The following is a 24,886-nucleotide window of genomic DNA, read 5'->3' as shown; positions in this document are numbered from 1 at the left end:
TTTATGGAAGATAAATTAGTAACTCTAGCCATTCTGACGTATACTAAAGCTCAGATATTAAAGAATGTCCTCGAAAATGAAGGTATTGAAACATACATTCATAATGTTAATCAAATACAACCAGTCGTTTCTTCGGGGGTTCGTTTACGAATCAAAGAAAGTGATTTACCACGTGCACTAAAAATAACTGAAAGTTCTACTTGGTTATCTGAAAGTATAGTGGGAGAGAAGGAACCTAAAACAGAGAATAAATCAAATAAGATTTTAATTCCTGTCGATTTCTCTAATTACTCGATGAAAGCATGTGAATTTGCTTTTAACTTAGCAAAAACTGAGAACGCAGAAGTTATCTTATTACACGTTTATTTTACACCAATATATGCGTCCTCATTGCCGTATGGTGATGTCTTCAATTACCAAGTTGGAGATGAAGAGACTGTAAAAACTATTATTCATAGAGTTCATTCTGATCTCAACACCTTATCAGCTAAAATAAAAGAAAAAATAGTTTCAGGGGAATTTCCGGATATCAAATATAGTTGTATTTTACGAGAAGGCATTCCTGAAGAAGAGATTCTCAGATATGCAAAGGAAGAACGTCCTATTGTTATCATCATGGGAACTCGTGGAAAAAACCAAAAAGATATTGATTTGATCGGTAGTGTAACCGCTGAGGTCATTGATAGAAGCCGTGTTCCAATATTAGCTATTCCAGAAAATACTCCATTTAAACAATTTAGTGAAGTCAAACGGATTGCTTTTATAACTAATTTTGATCAAAGAGATTTAATAGCTTTTGAGGCATTCTTTAACACTTGGAAATCGTTCCATTTTTCTGTCTTTTTGATACATCTTACGGAATCTAAAGATACGTGGAATGAAATAAAACTTGCAGGAATAAAAGAATATTTCCATAAACAATACCCAGGTCTAGAAATCCATTATGACGTTGTGATGAATGATAATTTATTGAAAGGGCTTGACCAATATATCAAGGATAACCAAATAGATATAATTACATTGACTTCATATAAAAGAAATATATTTGCTCGATTATTTAATCCTAGTATTGCCAGAAAGATGATATTTCATTCCGATACACCATTGCTTGTTATTAACGGATGATCGAACAGAAGCAAAAAAAGAAACTATATTGGAGGAATAATCGATATTATGTTTAATATGTAAAAGGAGTAAATAATAAAACTTTGCTCCTTTTCTGTTTTATTAGCCCTCTACTTCAATCTACAAAAAGAAGGCCACTAAGGAAGCGACCTTCTTTACTAATCTCATATGGAGAAAAAATTATTACTTCATCATCTTATCAATTTCTTCAAATTCCGGTCCCATATTCAAGTTATAATAAACACGGTAAAGTCCTTGCAACCACAAATCTTTCTGGTCTGGTTTCAAAGCACGGGCTTTCTCATAAAAAGGCTTAGCTTCTTCATAGAACTTCTTTACTACAGCCTGTGCTTCAGCATACTTAGGATCATTAATATCCGTCGTTGCTTTATCAGCATAATCCTGCGCTTTCATCAAATACACTAAACCTACATTAGAGTATGCTTCTGCATATTCCGGATCAGCAGCAATAGCCTTTTTATAGAATTCAATTGCATTATCATATTCTTTCATGTTATGATAAAGATATGCCTTTACATATAAATACAGCTTATTATTCGGATCATTAGACAGCATTCTGTCAGCAAACTCCATAGCCTTAGAGGCTTGATTAGAACTATTATAATAATCAACCAAATTGGCAAAGAAATAATCATTTCCTGGAAATTTAAGAATACCTTCTTCCAAAGCTTTGATCCATGCTACTGTGTCCCCCTTAGCTTTATAAGCATCAGCCATTAATTGCATTGCAAACTTGCCACCATCTTTATCTGACAAAGCCATCGGAGCATACTTGATAATCGCATCTTTATTACCTACTCTATCAGCTGCCAATGTTGCATAATAAGCAATCTGCGGAAGAAGAGTATCGTTTTTAGCAATCTCTTTATCAGCTAACATAGGATATGAAGCTGACTCTACGTATGTTGCGAAGAATTTCAACGCTTCTTTATTCTTATCCAAATTAAAATATTGAATACCACCATTGATCAAATTCGGACGTTCGGCCAACATACTAGAAGCATTCGCCTTCCGATATTTGTTTTTAATTTTGCCCTTTTCATTGGGTACTTGAGCCAGATCGTCACACTTAGTATAATACTCATACATCTTCAATATGCTATTATACACTTTCAATGTATCATACGGTTTTCTCAAAAAAGCATTTTTCATCTGCTCTTCGTTGATACGTTTCTGGATAAATCCAGCAACATCCCATGTTTCAGCAAGATCCTTTGTTTCAGGATTCTTCATAGCTTCCTTAATAAGCTGTTCAGCCTGCTTAAAATTAGGTTTTACGTCATTAGCTATGCTCTTCGCTTCTTTTACATTTTTCATTTGAGCAAAAGAGAAGCTAACAGCCATCAATAAAACCATAGAAAATAATACTCTTTTCATGATTGTTGTTTGATTAATTATTAATATTATGTCTATTCCTCAATGTTATTACTTTCGTTCTCATTTACATCTGACGTATCATCATTGTCAATATCAGGAGCATCAGTATTAGGATCACTCACAATAGTACCCTCTACTTCTTCTTCCGGTATTTCATCCTCAAGACTTTCAGTCATGACTTTACATACTGAACCAATCTGATCATTGCGTTTTTCAAGATTAATCAAACGGACACCTTGGGTAGCACGCCCCATGATACGAACATCTTCTACCTTCAAACGAATTGTGATACCGGATTTATTGATAATCATCAAATCATTTTCATCTGTTACAGATTTAATCGTTACCAATTTACCCGTTTTTTCAGTAATATTCATTGTTTTCACACCCTTACCTCCACGGTTGGTCTTACGATAGTCTTCAATTTCAGAACGTTTACCATATCCTTGCTCAGAAACAACCATTACAGATTCCGTCTCCAAGTCCTTAATGCAAATCATTCCCACAACTTCATCCTGACCATCGTTATCTAATGTAATACCACGCACCCCCGTTGCTGTACGTCCCATAACACGCACTGCTGCTTCATGGAAACGAATTGCACGTCCATTACGGTTGGCAATGATAATTTCATTATTTCCATTCGTCATACGAACTTCGATAACACTGTCATCTTCGCGAATCGTAATAGCATTTACACCATTCTGGCGAGGACGAGAATATTGTTCTAACAATGTTTTCTTTATTACACCTTTCTTAGTACAGAATAATACATAGTGGCTATTGATGAACTCTGAATCCTCTAAACTCTTCACACGCAAATATGCCGTTACATTATCATCTGAATCAATATTCAACAAATTCTGAATAGCACGCCCCTTAGAGTTCTTCGTTCCTTCAGGTATCTCATACACTTTCAACCAATAACACTTACCTTTTTGTGTAAAGAACATCATGGTATTGTGCATGGTAGCCGGATAAATATGCTCTACAAAGTCTTCATCACGAGTTTCTGTTCCCTTAGAACCTACCCCACCACGATTCTGTGCGCGGAATTCTGTTAAAGGAGTACGCTTGATATATCCCATATGAGAAATGGTGATAATCATTTGGTCATCAGCGTAGAAATCTTCCGGATTAAACTCTTCTGAAGAATATACAATCTCTGAACGGCGTTCATCCCCATATTTTGCTTTCACTTCCAGCAGTTCATCTTTCATTACCTTACGGCATACTTCATCATCAGCCAGAATACTTTCCAAATAAGCAATCTGCTTCATGATTTCCTCGTATTCCGCATGAAGCTGATCCTGCATCAAACCAGTCAACTGGCGCAAACGCATTTCTACAATAGCACGCGACTGAATTTCTGTCAGGTTGAAACGTTCTATCAAGCCTGCTATAGCATCATTGGGCGTTTTAGCAGCACGGATAATACGAATTACTTCATCAATATTATCCGAAGCAATAATTAAACCTTCAAGAATATGTGCCCGCTCTTTTGCTTTACGAAGTTCGAACTGAGTACGACGAATTACGACCTCGCGTCTATGTTCTATGAAATATTTTATTAAATCTCTCAGATTTAATGTCTTTGGACGTCCGTGTATCAAAGCAACATTATTCACACCAAAAGATGTCTGTAAAGCTGTCATCTTATAAAGTTTATTCAGCACTACACTTGCATTTGCATCACGTTTTACGTCAATAACGATACGCATACCATCACGGTCAGACTCATCATTAGCATTCGAGATGCCTTCTATTTTCTTATCGTTAACAAGGTCAGCGATATACTTAATCAATTCTGCCTTATTTACATTATAGGGAATCTCGGTGATTACAATTTTATCATGTGCCTGCCCGCTTTCAATTTCAGCTCTCGCACGCATAACTACACGTCCACGACCTGTCAGATAAGCCTCACGCACACCACTTACACCATATATATATCCGCCTGTAGGAAAATCCGGAGCTTTCACAAACTCCATCAACTCTTCCACTGTAATTTCCGGATTATCAATATATGCATCACAAGCATCTATAACTTCAGAAAGATTATGTGGAGGCATATTGGTAGCCATACCCACGGCAATACCAGATGCACCATTCACTAAAAGATTAGGAATTCGAGTTGGCATAACCTTAGGTTCAACCAAAGTATTATCAAAGTTAGGCTCAAAATCTACGGTTTCCTTATACAAGTCATCCATCATCGCTTCACCCAGCTTATTAAGACGTGCCTCCGTATAACGCATAGCAGCAGGGCTATCACCGTCTACCGAACCAAAATTACCCTGTCCGTCTACCAAAGGATAACGCATCGCCCACTCCTGAGCCATACGAACCATTGCAAGATAAACAGAAGAATCTCCATGAGGATGATACTTACCAAGTACTTCACCAACAATTCTGGCTGATTTCTTATAAGGTTTGTCTGAAGTATTACCCAATTCCATCATTCCGTATAAAATTCTACGGTGAACGGGCTTAAATCCATCTCTAACATCCGGAAGGGCACGCGAAACGATGACCGACATAGAGTAGTCAATGTACGATGACTTCATTTCCTCCTCGATGTTAATCTTTATAATTCTGTCTTGTTCAAGCATTTAAAATGATTATTAATTATACATTCTACGGTTTGTAAAAAACCACGCTAAAGTACTACTTTTCCCGGATATACGAAAGTTTTTGGAAAGAAAGTTTTATTATGAACGGAATGATACCCAACTAAGCTTTAAAATACGAAAACAAAAAGAGAAAAATAATAAATTAGGCTATAAAGGCTATGGAATATCGGCAAAAAGCATCCAGCCATTTGTTATACCTTATTATATATAATGCAAATGTAGCATTTTTATGGCACGCCATTTGTAGATATAAGAAATAAAGCAAATATTGCAATACAAACTTGATTTAATGCGTATATTTGCGAGTGAATAACCCTTAGAAAAGAAGGAAGAAAGTATGAATAATCAATTCTCACAAAGAGTTTCCGACATTATCGTCTATAGTAAAGAAGAAGCGAATCGGTTGAGAAGTAGGTACATAGGTCCAGAACACCTGCTTCTGGGTATGCTCCGTGACGGTGAAGGAAAAGCTATCGAGATATTGTCTAAACTCAATCCCAATCTGACTGCCATCAAACAGCAGATTGAAGCTCAGCTAAAGGTAGAAGCTGATGATATGTTATTACCTGACGCAGAAGTGTCGTTGTCTAATGACGCGGCAAAAATATTAAAAATGTGTATTTTAGAAGCACGTGGAATGAAAAGTAACATCGCTGACACAGAACATGTCCTGTTGGCAATTTTAAGAGAAAAAAAGAATGTAGCAGCCTCCATACTTGAAGCAAATAACATCAATTACGCAAAAGTATTGGAACAGGTGACATTGCAGCCAGACATAAATGCTGGAATGTTTACTGAAGATGACGATGAAGATGAAGAAATGTCTTCCCCCCGCTCAAGCGGAAGAGGCAATACTGAAGAGCGTCAACAGGCACAAACAGCTTCGAAAAAGCCATCTAATGACACACCGGTACTTGACAATTTCGGTACGGATATGACAAAAGCGGCAGAAGAAGGAAAATTAGATCCAGTAGTCGGCAGAGAAAAAGAAATTGAACGTTTGGCCCAAATCTTAAGCCGCCGTAAAAAAAACAACCCTATTCTAATAGGTGAACCGGGTGTAGGGAAATCAGCTATTGTTGAGGGACTTGCTTTAAGAATTACTCAGAAAAAGGTTTCACGAATTTTGTTTGATAAACGAGTTGTGGCTCTGGATATGACAGCTGTCGTAGCGGGTACCAAATATCGCGGACAATTTGAAGAGCGTATTCGTTCCATTCTAAATGAGTTACAGAAGAATCCCAATATAATTCTGTTTGTCGATGAGATTCACACAATTGTAGGTGCAGGGTCGGCTGCAGGCTCTATGGACGCTGCGAATATGTTAAAACCGGCATTGGCTAGAGGAGAAATACAATGTATTGGCGCTACCACCCTTGATGAGTATCGTAAGAATATTGAAAAAGACGGTGCTCTTGAACGTCGTTTCCAAAAAGTAATAGTAGAACCAACTACGGCTGAGGAAACTCTTCAAATTTTACATAACATCAAGGACAAGTATGAAGACCATCATAATGTTTTTTATACTGATGAAGCATTGGAAGCATGTGTCAAGCTGACAGACCGCTATATCACAGATCGCAATTTCCCTGATAAGGCTATTGATGCTTTGGATGAAGCCGGTTCACGGGTACATCTTACTAACATTAATGTTCCTAAAGAGATAGAAGAGCAGGAAAAATTGATCGAAGAAGCTAAAAGTAAGAAAAATGAAGCAGTTAAATCTCAGAACTTTGAACTTGCAGCCAGTTTTCGGGATAAAGAAAAAGAATTCTCTCTTCGATTAGACGAGATGAAAAAAGAGTGGGAAGCCAGTCTGAAGGAAAATAGGCAGACCGTTGATGCAGAAGAGATCGCCAACGTTATATCAATGATGTCAGGTATTCCTGTACAACGTATGGCACAAGCCGAAGGTGTTAAGCTAGCCGGCATGAAAGAAGATCTGCAATCTAAAGTCATAGCGCAAGATACGGCCATAGAAAAGTTGGTAAAAGCAATATTGCGAAGCCGTGTAGGATTAAAAGATCCCAATAAACCAATTGGCACATTCATGTTTTTAGGTCCAACGGGGGTTGGTAAGACCCATTTAGCCAAAGAATTAGCCAAATATATGTTTGGTTCAGCCGATGCACTGATTCGTATAGACATGAGTGAGTATATGGAGAAATTTACGGTTTCACGACTGGTCGGAGCACCTCCGGGATACGTAGGATATGAAGAAGGGGGACAATTAACAGAAAAAGTACGCCGCAAACCATATTCTATTGTATTGCTTGATGAAATAGAAAAAGCGCATCCGGATGTATTCAATATCTTGCTTCAAGTAATGGATGAAGGACGTCTGACTGACAGTTATGGCAGGATGGTAGACTTTAAAAACACTGTTATCATCATGACCTCCAATATCGGAACCCGTCAGTTGAAAGAATTTGGACGAGGGGTCGGATTTGCAACACAAAGCCGCCTTGACGACAAAGAATTCTCGCGAAGTGTAATCCAAAAAGCTTTAAATAAATCATTCGCTCCTGAATTTATTAATCGAGTAGATGAAATTATCACATTCGACCAGCTCTCTCTGGAAGCAATTACAAAGATTATTGATATAGAGCTGAAAGGATTATATAATAGAATTGAATCTATTGGATATAAATTAATTATCGAAGATAAAGCGAAAGAGTTCATAGCAACCAAAGGATACGATGTGCAGTATGGTGCCCGTCCTTTAAAACGAGCTATTCAAACCTATTTGGAAGACGGGTTATCAGAACTCATCATTTCTTCGTCTTTAAAAGAAAAAGACATCATTCAAGTCTCTCTTAATGGAGAAAAAGATGAATTAGAAATGAAAGCTATTACTCAAGAATAAGATTACATTGTCCATGTTTGGAATCAATATTAAGTATGTCATAATGTCAGACCTTCGGGTCTGGCATTTTTTTTGTCTCTACCTGAGTAAGTATCAATTAAAATTAATCAATAGATAAACTAAAAAATATACGTATTATGCAGAAAGGTAATATTGGAGTTACAACAGAGAACATTTTTCCTATTATCAAAAAGTTCTTGTATAGTGACCATGAGATTTTTCTTCGTGAGTTAGTATCCAATGCAGTAGACGCTACTCAGAAGCTGAATACACTAGCTTCTATCGGAGAGTTTAAAGGTGAGTTAGGTGATTTAACCATTCATGTTGAATTAGGCAAAGATACTATTACCATTTCCGATCGCGGTATTGGTCTGACTGCAGAAGAAATCGAAAAGTATATCAATCAGATTGCATTCTCTGGAGCAAATGATTTCCTCGAGAAATACAAAAATGACGCAAATGCCATCATTGGTCATTTCGGATTAGGTTTCTATTCTGCTTTTATGGTTGCAAAGAAAGTAGAAATAATCACTAAGTCATATAAAGACGGCGCACAAGCTGTAAAATGGACTTGCGACGGTAGTCCTGAATTTACAATTGAAGAAGTGGAAAAAGCAGATCGAGGCTCGGATATCATCTTGTACATTGATGATGACTGCAAGGAATTTCTTGAAGAAGCCCGCATCTCCGGACTTTTGAAGAAATATTGCAGTTTCCTTCCTGTTCCTATTGCATTTGGGAAGAAAAAAGAATGGAAAGATGGCAAACAGATAGATACAGCCGAAGATAATATCATCAATGATACAACTCCCCTATGGACTCGCAAACCTAGCGAACTATCGGATGAAGATTACAAATCATTCTATAGTAAGTTGTATCCGATGTCTGACGAACCACTTTTCTGGATTCATCTGAATGTCGACTACCCATTCCATTTGACTGGAATTCTTTATTTCCCGAAAGTAAAAAGCAATATTGAACTAAATAAAAACAAAATTCAATTATATTGCAATCAGGTATATGTTACAGATTCTGTTGAAGGTATTGTGCCGGACTTCTTGACACTGTTGCATGGAGTGATAGATTCTCCAGACATTCCGTTGAATGTTTCCCGGTCATATTTACAGAGTGATTCAAACGTGAAGAAAATCTCAACCTATATCACAAAGAAAGTTTCCGACCGTCTGCAATCCATCTTCAAGAATGATCGCAAACAATTTGAAGAAAAGTGGAATGATTTAAAAATATTTATCAATTATGGAATGCTCACACAAGAGGACTTCTATGATAAAGCGCAAAAATTTGCCCTTTTCACCGATACAAATGACAAGCATTACACATTCGAAGAATACCAGACTCTTATTAAAGATAATCAAACAGATAAAGATGGAAATCTGATCTATCTGTATGCTAACAACAAAGATGAACAATATAGTTACATTGAAGCTGCCACCAATAAAGGATACAATGTTTTGCTTATGGATGGCCAGTTAGACGTAGCTATAATAAGCATGTTGGAACAAAAGCTGGAGAAGTCTCGCTTCACCCGTGTTGATAGTGATGTTATCGACAATCTTATCGTTAAAGAAGATAAGAAAGGCGAAATATTGGAAGCAGACAAGCAAGATGCTATCACAACAGCCTTCAAAAGTCAACTTCCTAAAATGGATAAAGTCGAGTTTAATGTCATGACACAAGCATTGGGAGAAAATTCTGCTCCGGTAATGATTACTCAAAGCGAATATATGCGTCGTATGAAAGAAATGGCAAACATACAAGCCGGAATGAGTTTCTATGGCGAAATGCCTGATATGTTCAATTTAATACTGAATTCCGATCACAAACTGATAAAACAAGTATTAAATGAAGAAGAAGGAGCTTGCCATGCAGAGGTAACCCCGATACAATCTGAAATGGATAGCATCAACAAAAAACGCAATGAGTTGAAAGATAAGCAGAAAGGTAAGAAAGATGAAGATATCCCAACAGCTGAAAAAGATGAACTAAATGATTTAGATAAGAAATGGGATGATCTGAAGAGTAAGAAAGAAGCTATCTTCGCAGGTTATGCCAGCAATAATAAAGTTATCCGTCAACTGATTGACTTAGCTTTATTGCAAAATAATATGTTAAGAGGTGAAGCATTGAACAACTTCGTAAAACGTAGCATTGAGCTGATTTAACATCGCCCCTTTTAAACATTACATAACTTTCAAAAGAGCATTCAACGTTAAATTCACGTTGTAATGCTCTTTTTCACTTTAAAACAAGTGGCAAAATATCGATAAATTGAAAAGTATTGCATATATTTGAACACTTAATAGACAGAAATATCAATTGCTTGACTTGGGTTATGAGAAAAATTCTTTTTGTGTTAATTACTTTATGGCTGACTATTCCGGCTATCCATGCCCAAAAAGTAGGATTAGTATTAAGCGGCGGCGGTGCAAAAGGATTAACGCATATTGGTATTATCCGCGCTTTAGAAGAAAACAATATACCTATTGATTATATTGCAGGTACCTCTATGGGGGCCATCATCGGCTCCTTATATGCTATGGGATATTCTCCCGATGATATGGTGGAACTGTTAAAGTCTGAAGACTTCAAACGATGGTATTCCGGAGAAGTGGAAGAAAAGTATGTATATCATTTCAAGAAAAATCTCCCGACTCCTGAATTCTTTAATATTCGTTTTTCATTTAAAGACTCGCTAAAGAACCTGAAACCACAGTTTCTTCCCACCAGCGTAGTGAATCCGATTCAGATGAATCTCGTTTTTGTTGATCTGTACGCACGTGCTACAGCTGCATGTAAAGGAGATTTTGATAAGCTCTTCGTTCCTTTCCGTTGTATTGCGTCCGATGTATATAACAAGCAGCAATTGATAATGAGAAACGGAGATCTAGGAGATGCGGTCAGAGCTTCAATGAGCTTTCCATTCATGTTCAAGCCTATTGAAATAAACAATGTGTTAGCTTATGATGGAGGGATTTACAACAATTTCCCTACAGATGTCATGAAAGATGATTTTCATCCTGACATTATTATAGGAAGCATTGTATCTACCAATCCCACCAAGCCTAAAGAAGATGACCTTATGAGTCAGATAGAAAATATGGTAATGCAAAAAACCGACTATTCCATTCCCGATTCTGTAGGAATATCTATGACTTTCAAATATGACAATGTCAATTTGATGGATTTCCAACGCATTGACGAACTGCATGATATAGGATATAATCGCACTATCAGCATGATGGACTCGATCAAGAGTCGCATTCACCGACGTGTAAACGCAGACAATATACGTTTAAGAAGAATGGTGTATAAAAGCAATTTTCCCGAATTACGCTTTAAAAATATTATTATTGATGGCGCCAATCCCCAACAACAAGCCTACATAAAAAGAGAATTTCATAAATCGGACAATAAAGAATTCACCTATGAGGATTTAAAACAAGGCTATTTTCGACTGCTTTCAGACAAAATGATTTCTGAAATCATTCCTCATGCGATTTACAATCCGGAAGATGATACTTACGACCTGCATTTAAAAGTCAAACTAGAGAATAATTTTGCAGTAAGATTGGGTGGGAATATATCTACTTCCAACTCCAATCAGATTTATCTAGGACTGAGTTATCAGGATTTGAATTACTATGCTAAAGAATTTGTTCTTGATGGACAACTTGGAAAGATCTATAACAATATCCAATTTATGGCAAAGATAGATTTCGCCACAGCTATACCTACGTCATATCGTCTCATAGGTTCAATCAGCACTTTCGATTATTTCAAAAAGGACAAGCTTTTTTCTAGAAATGACAAGCCGGCTTTTAACCAAAAAGACGAACGCTTTTTAAAGTTACAAGTAGGCTTACCTTTTCTTTCAAGTAAACGAGCTGAATTCGGCATAGGAATCGCAAAAATAGAAGATAAATATTTTCAGAAAAACATCATAGATTTCGGGAATGACAAATACGACAAAAGCCGTTATAATTTATTAGGGGGATCCATTAGCTTTAATGGAAGCACCCTTAATGCCCGCCAATATCCCACACGTGGATACAGAGAAGCTCTTGTAGCCCAAATTTTTGTTGGAAGAGAACGATTCTATCCTGGTGAAGGGACAACTAGCGATAATAGTAATAGGAAACACCATTCTTGGCTGCAATTATCCTATATGAAGGAAAAATACCATAATATGAGTGAGCATTGGGTTCTGGGCTGGTATTTGAAAGCATTATATGCCTCCAAAAACTTTTCTGAGAATTATACAGCAACAATGATGCAAGCTGGAGAATTCTCTCCCACATTACATAGTAAAATGACATATAATGAAGCTTTCCGTGCCAATCAGTTTGTAGGTGTCGGCATTCGGCCGGTCTACCGTTTAAATCAAATGTTCCATCTTCGAGGAGAATTCTATGGATTTATGCCGATTTATCCGATTGAGAAAAACTCACTAAATAAAGCATACTATGGAAAAGCGTTTTCTAAATTCGAATATCTGGGAGAAATTTCTGTGGTATGCCAATTACCTTTCGGAGACATCTCTGCGTATGTAAATCATTATAGTTCACCAAGAAAAGAGTGGAATGTGGGGTTAAGCATAGGTTTGCAACTGTTTAATTATCGGTTTATAGAATAATTTTTCTACAAAAAAGTCATTGAAAAGCTTGCTAGTTCGGGAAAAGTCCGTATCTTTGCACCCGTTAAAACAAAATAATGGTCGCGTAGCTCAACTGAATAGAGTAGCTGACTACGGATCAGCCGGTTACAGGTTTGAATCCTGTCGCGATCACTTTTTGAATTAACAGAATGGCCGCGTAGCTCAACTGAATAGAGTAGCTGACTACGGATCAGCCGGTTACAGGTTTGAATCCTGTCGCGGTCACAAACAATTACTTATAAAAGGTCGCGTAGCTCAACTGAATAGAGTAGCTGACTACGGATCAGCCGGTTACAGGTTTGAATCCTGTCGCGATCACGAATCCTCTGCATTTCATGTGGAGGATTTCTTTTTTTACCCCATTTCATCGAAAAAAAATCACCCTTCACCTTCATCCAACTATTGATAATAGAGAATGAAAAGGTGAAGGGCGAACCCTTGTTAGATAAATATATCGTAAGCGTCTCCGCGATTCTATCTTGTCGCCCTTTTTTCATTCTTATATTTTTGCTATGTATAAAAATGAAGCATTATGGATTTAGCAGAAAATCGATTTGGAAAAACTTGGAAACATTTCCTTGAAGTATTGAAAGTAGACTACAATTGTTCTTTAGCCGATGTTTGCCGCGATCAGCATACCACTTTTGGTGGTATGAGTTCCTGGATGTCCAGACGGGGCTATAGCGTTAAACAAGCCAAGGCAGATGTGGTCCGTGATTATTATGGCGGCGTTGAACCCTCCCAACCGACAACTTCCTCTCCTTCATTCACTCAAATATCACCCGCCATGTTGTCGGAAGAAGAGTTTAGTCTTGCCGGGATCACAATCACCTTTAACAGTGGAACCACCATTTCGGTCAAACGGGCCACACCCGGTGGTGTGATTAAAATGTTGCGCGATTACGAAAGAAAGGAGGGAGATCCATGTATTCTCTAACATCAGCCAATCGATACTATCTGTACCAGGGCTTTGTTCGTATGAACCTTGGCATTGACGGTTTATTCAAAATTATACGATCGGAAATGAAGGACTTGTCTCCCGTTTCCGGAGATATCTTTTTATTCTTTGGTAAAAACCGACAAAGTGTAAAAATACTGCGTTGGGATGGCGATGGCTTTCTTCTGTACTACAAGCGCCTCGAAGGTGGAAGTTTTGAGTTACCGACATTTAACCCCAATACAGGCAATTACGAGATTTCTTATCAGGTTTTGTCTTTTATCTTAAATGGAGTGTCATTAAAGTCTGTACGGTTGAGAAAGCGTTTTAGGATCTAATTCAATATTCTGATTATTAGTTATTTGTGCTAAAGATATCATCCGGTTTATTTGGCCAATTCGTTGATTTTTTATATCTTTATGCCATGAAAAAGGATGAGATCATAGAGTTATTGAAGGAACAAATCAAGGGATTACGAGATGACAACAACAGACTCTTGGACCAAATAGATGCTTTGATAAAGGAGGTTTCTTCCCTTAAAGAGGCACTCCTTCAAAAAGGCGAATCTCTTAGCAAGCAACAGCGCCTTACTAAGGGACTCGCCAAACTTGTATCCAACACATCCGAACAGCAACAGGCTCCCCAATCTGCCATATTCGAAGAAGAGCGGCAGAAGATAGAAGCGGAAAAAGCAGATAAGCGTAAAGCAAGAAAGAACAATGGGGCCAAACGTGACATGCATTATGAGATGGAGGAAGAAGAACATGTCGTTTATCCCGATGATCCCGATTTTGACATCAATAAGGCCCGGTTGTTGACCACTGTTCCCAGAATATGCGTCCGCTATGAATGTGTACCCATGCGCTTCATCAAGCATGTCTACAAGATACACACCTATACGCAAGAAGGTCGCCTGTTTGAGGGAAAAACACCGGCTTCGGCCTTCTTGAATTCCAGCTATGACGGTTCATTTATTGCCGGATTGATGGAATTACGTTATATACAATCGCTACCTGTTGAAAGAATCATCAACTACTTCGAGAGTCATGGCTTTACGCTGAAGAAACCTACGGCTCATAAGTTGATAGAGAAAGCCTCAAACCTCTTCGAAAATCTTTATAAGTGCATCCGGCAGACAGCTTTGAGTGATCCTTATAAGGCAGCCGATGAAACCTATTACAAAATACTCGTCCCGGAAAAGAACAGCAAGGGAAAAGGAGTCAGGAAGGGATACCTTTGGGTGGTTGTCGGCATAAACACCAGGATGATATACTTGCTCTATGATGACGGCTCCCGGTCTGAAAGAGTTATTCTTAACGAATTAGGCAGTTGCAAAGGTATCATACAAAGCGATGGTTACTCACCTTACCGGAAGCTCGAAAGCGATGCTTATCCCAATATCACACGCATCCCGTGCTTGCAACATATAAAACGGAAATTTATAGATTGCGGTGAGAAGGACCCGGATGCAAAAAGGATCGTGGAGCTGATAAACGCACTTTATCAAAACGAGCATAAGCATAAAGTTGGGGTTGAGGGATGGACGGTAGAACAGAATCTTATGCATCGAAAAAAGTATGCGCCGGACATACTCGGAGAAATAAAAGATGTGCTTGATGAAATAGAAGAACGGGGGGATTTGTTACCTAAGAGCGAACTGCAGGAAGCCATTACCTATCTTCGCAATGAGTGGAATGCAGTGGTGGACATCTTTAATTATGGTGACACTTATCTGGACAACAATATGGTTGAACGGATGAACCGGTACATATCCTTATCAAGAAAAAACTCATTGTTCTTCGGCAGCCATAAGGGGCCGAACGAGGCGCCATACTCTATACGATAGCACTCACTTGTAGGATGCATAAAGTGAATCTATTTGAGTATCTCACGGATGTGATAAACAGAACAGCCGAATGGCAACCGAACACACCAATTGAAAAATACAGGGAACTGCTTCCTGACAGATGGGAAAAGGCTAATGACTAAAAAGGGATCATTAGCCTTTTTATTTTAATACACTATATAGAATCGCGGAGACGCTTACAATATATCAGAAATTGATAATATCTCCTGTAATCAGCATTTAATATTCAGCTCATTCAAAACTTTACGAATAGCTTCAAACGTAGTAATGCGCGTAGGTACTAGTGGCAACCGAAGTTTATTTTCAATCATTCCCATTGCATTCAACATTGATTTCACACCGGCCGGATTCCCATCTACAAATAATAGATTAAACAATTCTGTAAATCTATGATGGATAGCCAGCGCGTTAGCAAAGTCTCCTTGAAGAGCCAAGCGAGTCATACGGCTAAACTCACGGGGAAAAGCATTTCCTATTACCGAAATAACGCCAACAGCCCCTAAAGTAATAAGAGGGAAAGTGATGCCATCATCTCCAGATATAACATTAAAATTCTCAGGTTTATTTTTAATGATATCATCCATCTGTGTAATATTACCGGAGGCTTCTTTTATAGCAATCACATTACTGAAGTTACGTGCGATACGCAAAGTCGTTTCAGCAGTCATATTCACACCTGTACGTCCCGGAACATTATACAACACAATAGGAAGTTCCGTTGCTTCGGCAATAGCCTTATAATGCTGATAAATACCTTCTTGAGAAGGCTTGTTATAATATGGCACAACAGACAATATAGCGTCGACTCCTGTGAAATCATCATTCTTCAATGTCTCCACAACAGCCCGAGTGTTATTACCACCTACACCTAACAGAATAGGGACTCTTCCGTTAACGCGGTCAATCACCATTTTTTTAATAGTTTTCTTTTCTTCCTCAGTAAGAGTCGGCGTTTCAGCCGTAGTTCCCAGCACACACAGGAAATCCGCATTATTCTGTAATAAATAGTCTACCATACGCATTAGCGCGTCATAGTCAACACTCTCATCCTCTTTGAAAGGAGTAATCAGTGCTACCCCCATTCCTTTCAATTTAGTCTGTATCATGAGTTTTAATTATAATCTCTAATTTATTTAGCCACAAAAGTACGAATATTTTTCATATCTTACGATATAAGTTTCAGAAATTCGTCTTCGCTTAATATGGTTATTCCTAATTTTTGCGCTTTTTCCAACTTTGCAGGTCCCATATTATCTCCAGCAAGAATAAAACTTGTTTTTGCGGAAATACTTCCCACATTTTTCCCTCCGTTTTTCTCAATAAGTTCTTTATATTCGTCACGCGAATGGTGGATAAACACACCGCTGATAACAATAGACTGTCCCGCTAACTTATCAGTATACCCACTCAAATCTTCTTCAGTACGATAAAACTGCAGCCCAGCCTCTTTCAACCTGTTCACCAACTCGCAATTAGCCTCATTTGCAAAATACGTAAGAATACTCTGGGCTATTTTCTCACCGATTTCATCGATACTTACTAATCTTTCAAGATCCGCCCGTTTCAACTCATCTATATTTTCAAACGACTTCGCAATCTTTTTTGCAACAGTTTCACCCACAAAGCGGATTCCCAGAGCAAAAATAACACGTTCGAAAGGAACTGTTTTGCTCTGGGCAATTCCTGTTACAATATTCTCAGCTGATTTTTCCCCCATACGCTCCAATCCTTTAATGTCGTCTATTGTGAGTTTATACAAATCAGCGGTATTATGAATTAAACCTAAGCGATAGAACATATCAACCGTCTCCGGACCTAAACCATCGATATCCATAGCTTTCCGACTAATAAAATGCTCTATCTTACCTTTAATCTGAGGAGGGCAAGCCGTTTCATTAGGACAATAATGAGCAGCTTCCCCTTCATACCTGACTAATTTACTGCCACATTCAGGACAAGTAGTGATGAACCTGACCTTCTCACCAACCATAAAACTACGTGCATCTACATCCACACCCGTGATTTTAGGAATAATCTCACCACCTTTTTCCACATAAACCATATCTCCAATGTGCAAATCAAGTCCTTCGATTATATCAGCATTATGTAAGGATGCACGTTTCACGACAGTTCCCGAGAGCTGTACCGGATCCAAATTAGCCACAGGAGTAACAGCCCCCGTTCTACCGACTTGATAAGTCACTTTATTCAAACGAGTCAAAGCCCGCTCCGCCTGGAACTTGTAAGCAATAGCCCATCTGGGAGATTTAGCCGTAAACCCCAAATTCTTTTGCTGCCTCAAGCTATTTACCTTTAACACAATCCCATCCGTAGCAACCGGTAAGTTTTTACGTTCTACATCCCAATAATTTATAAATTCAAAAACCTCCTCTAATGTTTGACATTTACGCATTAAATCAGATATTTTAAAGCCCCATTTTGCCGCTTCCTGAAGATTTTCGTAATGTCCGTCGCAAGGCAGATTATTTCCTAAAAGATAATATAAATACGCATCCAGTTTACGGGAAGCGACAACTGAAGAATTTTGCAACTTCAATGTTCCGGAAGCTGCATTTCTTGGATTAGCAAAAAGTGGTTCCTCACGGGCCTCCTTTTCTCGATTCAATGCTTCAAATACTTCCCACGGCATAAGAATCTCCCCACGAATTTCAAATGAGGCAGGATAGTTGTCACCGTGAAGTACAAGCGGAATAGAACGAATCGTTTTCACATTATCCGTCACATCATCACCTTTCTCGCCATCTCCACGAGTAACCGCCCGAACTAATTTTCCATCCTCATAAGTCAATGAGATTGATGTTCCGTCATATTTCATCTCACAGCAAATCTCAAAATCTTCATTAAGAGCCTTACGGACACGTTCATAGAAATCGGTGACTTCCTCCTCCGAATATGTGTTCGCCAATGATAACATAGGATATTTATGTGCTACCTGCGTAAAGTTCTTGTTCAAATCACTACCCACACGCATAGTGGGCGAATTCTCATCTTTATATTCCGGGTGAGCCTCCTCCAAATCCTGAAGTTCACGCATCTTGTCATCAAACTCCCTATCCGATATTTCAGGAGCATTCAACACGTAATAATTATAGTTATGCCGATGAAGTTCAGCACGCAATTCCTCTATTTTTCCTTTTATATCCATATTTCTTTGATTGTTTAAGGCAAAAATACGGGTTTATCTTTGAATATTTGTACTTTTGCGAAAAATTAAAGATTATGCGTATTGATATTATAACGGTTTTGCCCGAAATGATTGAGGGATTCTTCAATTGTTCCATTATGAAACGGGCTCAGAACAAAGGACTTGCAGAAATCCATATTCACAATCTGCGTGACTACACTGAAGATAAATACCGCCGTGTCGATGATTATCCTTTTGGCGGCTTTGCCGGAATGGTCATGAAAATAGAGCCTATCGAGCGTTGCATCAATGCTCTCAAAGCGGAGCGAGAGTACGATGAAGTAATCTTCACAACCCCCGACGGAGAACAATTCAACCAGCCTATGGCCAACAATCTGTCTTTAGCACAGAATCTTATTATCCTTTGTGGACATTTCAAAGGAATTGACTATCGTATCCGCGAGCACCTGATCACTAAAGAAATCAGTATCGGAGATTACGTCCTGACAGGTGGCGAATTAGCTGCGGCAGTCATGGCCGACGCTATTGTACGCATCATTCCGGGAGTCATCTCCGACGAACAATCTGCACTTTCCGATTCTTTCCAAGATAATTTGCTGGCAGCACCTGTATATACTCGTCCTGCCGACTATAAAGGCTGGAAAGTTCCCGAGATTCTTTTATCCGGTCATGAAGCCAAGATTAAAGAATGGGAACTGCAACAATCTTTGGAGCGCACCAAGAAACTTCGTCCCGACTTGCTGGAAGAATAAAAACAATATGTAAATAAAAACGACAGCAGGAAATAACTTATTTCCTGCTGTCGTTTTTATTATATCCTCCGCTTGGAGATTTTAGCTCTTACTCTTCACACTAAACACAAACATCTTATTCGTTCGCCATTTCATATTCAATTTCACAGATCAAAACTTGAAGGTAGAATAACATTTTTCTCATATATCTAGTGCGAATAGTTATTGTATGTTTGCAGTTATACCTCAAGCGCACCTATAATTTCCTTCACAGACTTATATCCATATCTATCTAAGTAATTATTTATACCATCTTCCACTTTGATGGTAACAGCCGGATCTATGAAATTTGCCGTACCGATCTGGATAGCAGATGCACCCGCAAGCATGAATTCAACCGCATCTTTCCAATCCATAATCCCGCCTAATCCTATGACAGGAATATTTACCACTTTAGCAACTTGCCATACCATACGTAATGCGATAGGTTTTACGGCGGCTCCGGACATTCCACCCGTTATAGTGGATAAAATGGGACGTCTACGCTCCGCATCGATTGCCATTCCCAATAATGTATTGATTAATGATACACTATCTGCACCACTTTCTTCCGCTGCACGAGCTATTTCAGTGATATCTGTGACGTTTGGAGAGAGTTTTACGATAAGTGTCTTTTTGTAAGCAGAACGTACTGCTTTCACCACTTCTGACGCACCTTTTGCTGACACACCAAAAGCCATACCACCTTGCTTTACATTGGGGCAGGAAATATTTAACTCTATAGCAGGAATTTTGTCAAGTTCATTAATAATTTCGGCTGTTTTCACATAATCTTCGATAGTAGAACCCGAAACATTTACAATCATATTCGTTTCTATGTCTTTTATGCGAGGATATATATGTTCTACAAAGTACTCAACGCCCTTATTTTGCAGTCCCACAGCGTTTAACATCCCCGAAGGAGTCTCAGCCATACGTGGATAAGGATTCCCTTCACGTTTGTGAAGAGTAGTACCCTTTACAATAATACCACCTATTCGCGCTATATCAATGAAGTCAGAGAACTCTTCACCGTATCCAAATGTACCGGATGCTGTCATCACCGGATTCTTCATTTTCAATTCGCCAATATTTACACTTAAATCTGCCATAATAGTTTCTTTACATTAAAAACAGGACCTTCTTTACATACACACAAGTGACCTTCTGTCGTATTTTCCACACAACATAAACATGCACCGATACCACAAGCCATCGTATTTTCCAAAGAGACTTCACATTCTATCTGATTACTTTTGGCATATTTTGCCACAGCCATCATCATAGGTTTGGGACCACAAGTGTAAATCTGCTCAAATTGTACTTTGCCTAATATAGAATGTTGAGTAACATATCCCTTTTCTCCGTAACTACCATCTTCAGTAGTAGTGTACACCTCACCATATTTAGCGAATTCTTCCAACTGCAAAAGATCCTTATCACTACGGGCGCCTAAAAGAAAGGTAGGTTTATGACCGTTTTTAGCCAATTGCTCACCCAAAAACAACATAGGAGCTGTTCCGACACCTCCACCCACTAGCAGGAGCTTATCAGAGGCATTGTGAGGCATTGTGTAGCCATTTCCTAACGGAAGTACCGTATTAATCACATCGCCTGATTTTACCTCTGCCAAACGCCTTGTACCATCTCCGACTAACTGGATCAGAAACCATACTTCATTTCGTTGTTTATCTACAAAGTTAATAGAAATAGGACGACGCAAGAATGTAGTAGGCGAACCGTCCACCCGGAGTTCGGCAAACTGCCCAGGCAACATTTCGGGCAGCAACGATGGAGATGTCAATTTTAGCAATACATAATTAGTATGCAATTTAATATTCTCCGTAACCGTCAGATCTAAAATAAATTTCTTCATGTATGGATATAAAAAATATAAATTCGTATTCCGGGTGCAAAGATACAGGAATTTGCTCAAACGAGCGATTTTACCTCTTATTTTTCAGGTCTAAACGTTTCATAGGTATTATCATCAAAGAAAATTCTTATTTCAGTGATTTTCCTAACAGGCTTTTCTATATACCTAATTTCCTGTTTTACAACCCCTTTAGCTACATTTTCAGTGCCTCTTAATGCAATTTCCTTGCGATTTTCCAGGCCAATCGTCTCTTTGGTCGAATTTACAGGATTCTCGTCAAACAAAGAAGGTTGATAATCTCCATTAGAAGATACCAATGAAGCACTTTCTGCAGAAGCAAGCATTTCACCTTTTCCATATAATAGCCATTCGAGATTTACATAGCTATAAGTCTGGTGAACTTTCATGACTACTTCCAGACTCGGTTTATTTCTATCATTTAAAATATGAGAAAGAGTAGACTGCTGAACCCCGATTGTCTCGGCAAAAACTCTGGGGGGAACCTTTTCCCTTTCCATAATCATTCTAATTCTGTCTTTTATTTCCATACTGCCTTTATTGAAAGTTATAATTCCACGCACTAAATAATGTTTTCACAAAAATATATCAAAGTTTAAATGCAATACAAAAGTAATTATTTAAATTCACAAAAACAAATTACAACTATGAAAATACGAATATGACAAAAGTATATTATTATTCACATTTGAAATATAACGATTGTACACATAGATAAAAGGACCTATTTACATATCATAGTTATTATTTAACAAATACACATTACTACCTGATAACAAACAAATTACACATAACAATAATGAGTAAAAACAGTGGCATTCACAAAAATAAATGCTACACAAAGTTCTAATTTACAGTTCAAAATCAAATAACGGTATATATATAACTGATATTTAATGATATAACATACCTATAAATAACTATTAATCACTCTCCTACTACATTTATACTAAATACTCTATCTTTGTAAACTATCTATTTTACATTTATACAACCAGCTACTAAAGCACAAATGTATTGCATTCACAAGAGTATTAATTACAAATATATAACACGAAATACACAAGCGTAAATAGAAGAAGTTGCACTTGCAATAAAATAAAGAAAAAAAGCTATTATTCACGAATGTATATTATGGTTTCTTCAAATCATCTTTGACATTCTAACATAAAATACCAAATCCTTGCAATATTTCCGTCCATTAGCCCATTTCGATGTTTTTTTTCAATTCTAGAAAGGTCTAATTCTGCATAATACATTGTTATACAAATATTTACTTCAAATTTTATGATTCTGTTTTTTAGTTTAAATAGAGAAAAGCAAGAAAATCACCACTATTAATCTCCAAACTATCAAAATGATATTTAAAGCAAGATAGGAATTCAAATTTTTCTGTGAAGTTTCTTGTGAAGAGAAAAACGCCTATTCGATGAAAGAATGATATTGGGGACACCACCGAATAAAATTGAGATGAATGAATGAATAAACGAAAAATTCCAAAGGATGAGGAAGTAGCCATGAAAAGATGAGGAAAGTATGTAGAAATCATTGTTCGTTTTTTTTATTCAAAATATAGACTTACACCGTCCAAAAGAAAACATATTTCAGAGGATATAGAAAAGACATCTACTTTATTCTATTTATAGTAAAAGTAGATGTCTTTTCTTTATATACCAAAAACGCTCCTACTAATGCAAAATATTAAACACTAATTCGCGAAGAATATCTCCATCTGTCATTGAACTGTTCTTTACTCCCTTTGACTTTGCATCCGCATATCGTATTTCACCAACGATTTGCATTGTCTTTACACCAGTATATTTTCTCATAGCAGCTATATAATCTTTAGCCTGCCAAGTCGTTTTCAGTCCTAACATATTAGCAACTCCCTGCTCTGATTTATCAGGCGCATAATATGCCAGCATCAGATTAGAATAGAAGTTGAACAACAGTGACAAAGTCATCTGTATTGGATTCGTTTTCGGGTTTTCCTCAAAATATTTTATTATCTTATTTGCTTTAAGGATATCCTTTTCAACAAGTGCGCTCCGCAATTCAAAGTTATTATAATCCTTGCTTATACCGATATTCTTTTCTATCTGCTCAGGTGTTACACGTCTCTGACCAGCAGGTAAAGTGATGATTAGCTTTTCCAATTCCCCCGTCAGTCGGCTCAAATCAGAACCTACAAAATCAGCCAACATGGCTGTTGCCTTAGGTTCCATATCCACACCTTTACGCTTCATATAAGAAGATATGAAAGCAGGAAGTTGGGCCTCTTTTATTTTTTTCGATTCAAACAATACGCCCACCTTTTCAATTTCGGCTGCTAACTTCTTTCTACGATCCAACGTACCATGCTTATGGCATATTACCAGAATAGTAGACAGGAGTGGTTTTTGAAGATAATAAGACAACTCTTCCATATTGCGGATTACCTGCGCCTCCTTTACCACTACCACCTGATGTTCAGACATCATCGGATAACGCTTTGCTGCATTTATGACAGTAGCCACATCTACATCGGCACCATATACCACGGTTAGATTGAACTCCTTCTCCGTTTCATTCAACACATTATTTGTTATATAATCCGCAATCAGGTCGATATAATACGATTCTTCCCCCATCAAATAATAGACAGGACGATATTGTTTAGCACCCAACTCCTTGAGAATATCATCACACGTCAGTTCTTGTTTTGCCATAATATCTTTCAAGACCGGGAATTACCAGTCAAATTTCAAGTGTTTTACAGTTTTCTTTTCATCAATAATCATGCGCAAAGAGGCAATACCTATTTCCACATGTTCTTCCACATAATTTTTGGTAACCAGGCTATCGCTCTTGTCTGTTTTCACCCCATCCGGAGTCATCGGTTGATCAGAAACCAACAGCAATGCACCGGTAGGAATATGATTGGCAAAGCCACAACTAAACAATGTTGCCGTTTCCATATCAACTGCCATTGCGCGAGTCTTTTTCAGATACTCCTTGAATGTTTCATCATGTTCCCAAATACGACGATTCGTAGTATAAACAGTTCCTGTCCAATAGTCACGTCCATAGTCACGAATCGATGAAGAAACGGCACGCTGCAACATAAATGCAGGCAACGCCGGAACCTCAGGTGGAAAATAGTCATTGGAAGTTCCCTCGCCACGAATTGCCGCAATGGGAAGAATCAAATCTCCAAGATGATTCTTCTTGTCGATACCACCGCATTTACCAAGAAACAGACATGCCTTCGGGCGGATAGCACCCAGCAAATCCATAATAATGGCGGCATTAGGACTCCCCATACCAAAATTAATCATTGTAATTCCTTCGGCACTGGCAGAAATCATATTAGCATCCCTACCCAATATTGGAACATCAAATTGATTGGCGAAAATCTCTACGTACTTGTTGAAGTTAGTCAACAGTATATACTCTCCAAAATCCTCCAAGTTACGTTTTGTGTAACGTGGCAGCCAATTAGCTACGATTTCTTCTTTTGTTTTCATAATTTCATTAAATTTGCGGTTCCAAATAAAGGAACCCGTTATTTAACTT

Annotated in this window: 16 protein-coding genes, 3 tRNA genes and 1 pseudogene; 11 read left to right on the top strand and 9 right to left on the bottom strand. The window is 38.0% G+C overall.

Annotated elements, in window-relative coordinates; genetic code table 11:
• The first annotated feature begins 3 nt into the window (after nucleotides 1-3).
• Nucleotides 4-1,125: a universal stress protein gene (locus H8S63_RS01470; protein WP_186925513.1), complete on the top strand. Its 1,122-nt coding sequence runs from the start codon at nucleotides 4-6 to the stop codon at nucleotides 1,123-1,125.
• A gap of 183 nt (nucleotides 1,126-1,308) precedes the next feature.
• Here H8S63_RS01470 and H8S63_RS01465 read toward each other — a convergent pair whose 3' ends face one another.
• A complete protein-coding gene (locus H8S63_RS01465; RefSeq protein ID WP_007758206.1) occupies nucleotides 1,309-2,523 on the bottom strand; it encodes a M48 family metallopeptidase in 1,215 nt (404 codons plus the stop codon).
• A gap of 32 nt (nucleotides 2,524-2,555) precedes the next feature.
• Nucleotides 2,556-5,135 (bottom strand): DNA gyrase subunit A, encoded by a 2,580-nt coding sequence (gene gyrA / locus H8S63_RS01460; RefSeq protein ID WP_186925512.1) that lies wholly within the window; start codon nucleotides 5,133-5,135, stop codon nucleotides 2,556-2,558.
• Between the two features lie 358 nt (nucleotides 5,136-5,493).
• On the opposite strand from gyrA, the gene H8S63_RS01455 reads away from it, so the two are divergent.
• The 9 genes and pseudogenes from H8S63_RS01455 to H8S63_RS01415 all read left to right on the top strand — a co-directional run bounded on the left by H8S63_RS01455 (nucleotide 5,494) and on the right by H8S63_RS01415 (nucleotide 15,623).
• Nucleotides 5,494-8,022: an ATP-dependent Clp protease ATP-binding subunit gene (locus H8S63_RS01455; protein ID WP_186925511.1), complete on the top strand. Its 2,529-nt coding sequence runs from the start codon at nucleotides 5,494-5,496 to the stop codon at nucleotides 8,020-8,022.
• Between the two features lie 137 nt (nucleotides 8,023-8,159).
• Nucleotides 8,160-10,205, top strand: coding sequence for a molecular chaperone HtpG (gene htpG, locus H8S63_RS01450; RefSeq protein WP_186925510.1), 2,046 nt, complete (start codon nucleotides 8,160-8,162; stop codon nucleotides 10,203-10,205).
• Between the two features lie 170 nt (nucleotides 10,206-10,375).
• A complete protein-coding gene (locus H8S63_RS01445; RefSeq protein WP_007758201.1) occupies nucleotides 10,376-12,676 on the top strand; it encodes a patatin-like phospholipase family protein in 2,301 nt (766 codons plus the stop codon).
• A gap of 79 nt (nucleotides 12,677-12,755) precedes the next feature.
• Nucleotides 12,756-12,829 (top strand) — tRNA-Arg (locus H8S63_RS01440).
• 19 nt (nucleotides 12,830-12,848) lie between these two features.
• Nucleotides 12,849-12,922, top strand: a tRNA-Arg gene (locus H8S63_RS01435).
• A gap of 19 nt (nucleotides 12,923-12,941) precedes the next feature.
• A tRNA-Arg gene (locus H8S63_RS01430) sits at nucleotides 12,942-13,015 on the top strand.
• A gap of 214 nt (nucleotides 13,016-13,229) precedes the next feature.
• Nucleotides 13,230-13,634: a hypothetical protein gene (locus tag H8S63_RS01425; RefSeq protein WP_154029875.1), complete on the top strand. Its 405-nt coding sequence runs from the start codon at nucleotides 13,230-13,232 to the stop codon at nucleotides 13,632-13,634.
• Nucleotides 13,622-13,972 (top strand): IS66 family insertion sequence element accessory protein TnpB, encoded by a 351-nt coding sequence (gene tnpB / locus H8S63_RS01420; protein WP_004296723.1) that lies wholly within the window; start codon nucleotides 13,622-13,624, stop codon nucleotides 13,970-13,972. The genes H8S63_RS01425 and tnpB overlap by 13 nt, the downstream gene beginning before the upstream one ends.
• An 86-nt stretch (nucleotides 13,973-14,058) precedes the next feature.
• A pseudogene (locus tag H8S63_RS01415) lies at nucleotides 14,059-15,623 on the top strand (IS66 family transposase).
• Between the two features lie 90 nt (nucleotides 15,624-15,713).
• Here H8S63_RS01415 and dapA read toward each other — a convergent pair.
• Complete coding sequence (dapA, locus tag H8S63_RS01410) at nucleotides 15,714-16,607, bottom strand: 4-hydroxy-tetrahydrodipicolinate synthase (protein WP_007753443.1); 894 nt, start codon at nucleotides 16,605-16,607, stop codon at nucleotides 15,714-15,716.
• A 59-nt stretch (nucleotides 16,608-16,666) separates the two neighbouring features.
• A complete protein-coding gene (gene ligA, locus H8S63_RS01405; RefSeq protein WP_186925509.1) occupies nucleotides 16,667-18,667 on the bottom strand; it encodes an NAD-dependent DNA ligase LigA in 2,001 nt (666 codons plus the stop codon).
• Between the two features lie 74 nt (nucleotides 18,668-18,741).
• Here ligA and trmD point away from each other — a divergent pair, with 74 nt between their 5' ends.
• Nucleotides 18,742-19,419, top strand: coding sequence for a tRNA (guanosine(37)-N1)-methyltransferase TrmD (gene trmD, locus H8S63_RS01400; RefSeq protein ID WP_007753437.1), 678 nt, complete (start codon nucleotides 18,742-18,744; stop codon nucleotides 19,417-19,419).
• A gap of 218 nt (nucleotides 19,420-19,637) precedes the next feature.
• On the opposite strand, the gene H8S63_RS01395 is transcribed toward trmD, so the two are convergent.
• The 5 genes from H8S63_RS01395 to H8S63_RS01375 form a co-directional block, all read right to left on the bottom strand.
• A complete protein-coding gene (locus tag H8S63_RS01395) occupies nucleotides 19,638-20,549 on the bottom strand; it encodes a dihydroorotate dehydrogenase (RefSeq protein ID WP_186925508.1) in 912 nt (303 codons plus the stop codon).
• A complete protein-coding gene (locus H8S63_RS01390) occupies nucleotides 20,537-21,313 on the bottom strand; it encodes a dihydroorotate dehydrogenase electron transfer subunit (protein ID WP_186925507.1) in 777 nt (258 codons plus the stop codon). Before H8S63_RS01390 ends, H8S63_RS01395 begins: the two co-directional genes overlap by 13 nt.
• A 77-nt stretch (nucleotides 21,314-21,390) precedes the next feature.
• Entirely contained in the window at nucleotides 21,391-21,861 is a 471-nt protein-coding gene (locus H8S63_RS01385; RefSeq protein ID WP_007753420.1) for a helix-turn-helix domain-containing protein, read from the bottom strand.
• Nucleotides 21,862-23,019: 1,158 nt separating this feature from the next.
• Complete coding sequence (holA, locus tag H8S63_RS01380; protein WP_186925506.1) at nucleotides 23,020-24,039, bottom strand: DNA polymerase III subunit delta; 1,020 nt, start codon at nucleotides 24,037-24,039, stop codon at nucleotides 23,020-23,022.
• A 21-nt stretch (nucleotides 24,040-24,060) separates the two neighbouring features.
• Nucleotides 24,061-24,837, bottom strand: coding sequence for an AMP nucleosidase (locus tag H8S63_RS01375; protein WP_007760475.1), 777 nt, complete (start codon nucleotides 24,835-24,837; stop codon nucleotides 24,061-24,063).
• Nucleotides 24,838-24,886 lie beyond the last annotated feature (49 nt).

The organism is Bacteroides sp. NSJ-39, assembly GCF_014287315.1.
Lineage (GTDB): Bacteria > Bacteroidota > Bacteroidia > Bacteroidales > Bacteroidaceae > Bacteroides > Bacteroides finegoldii.
Note: the sequence above shows the minus strand (reverse complement) of the source record. Positions and strands in the feature narration are given on the sequence as shown.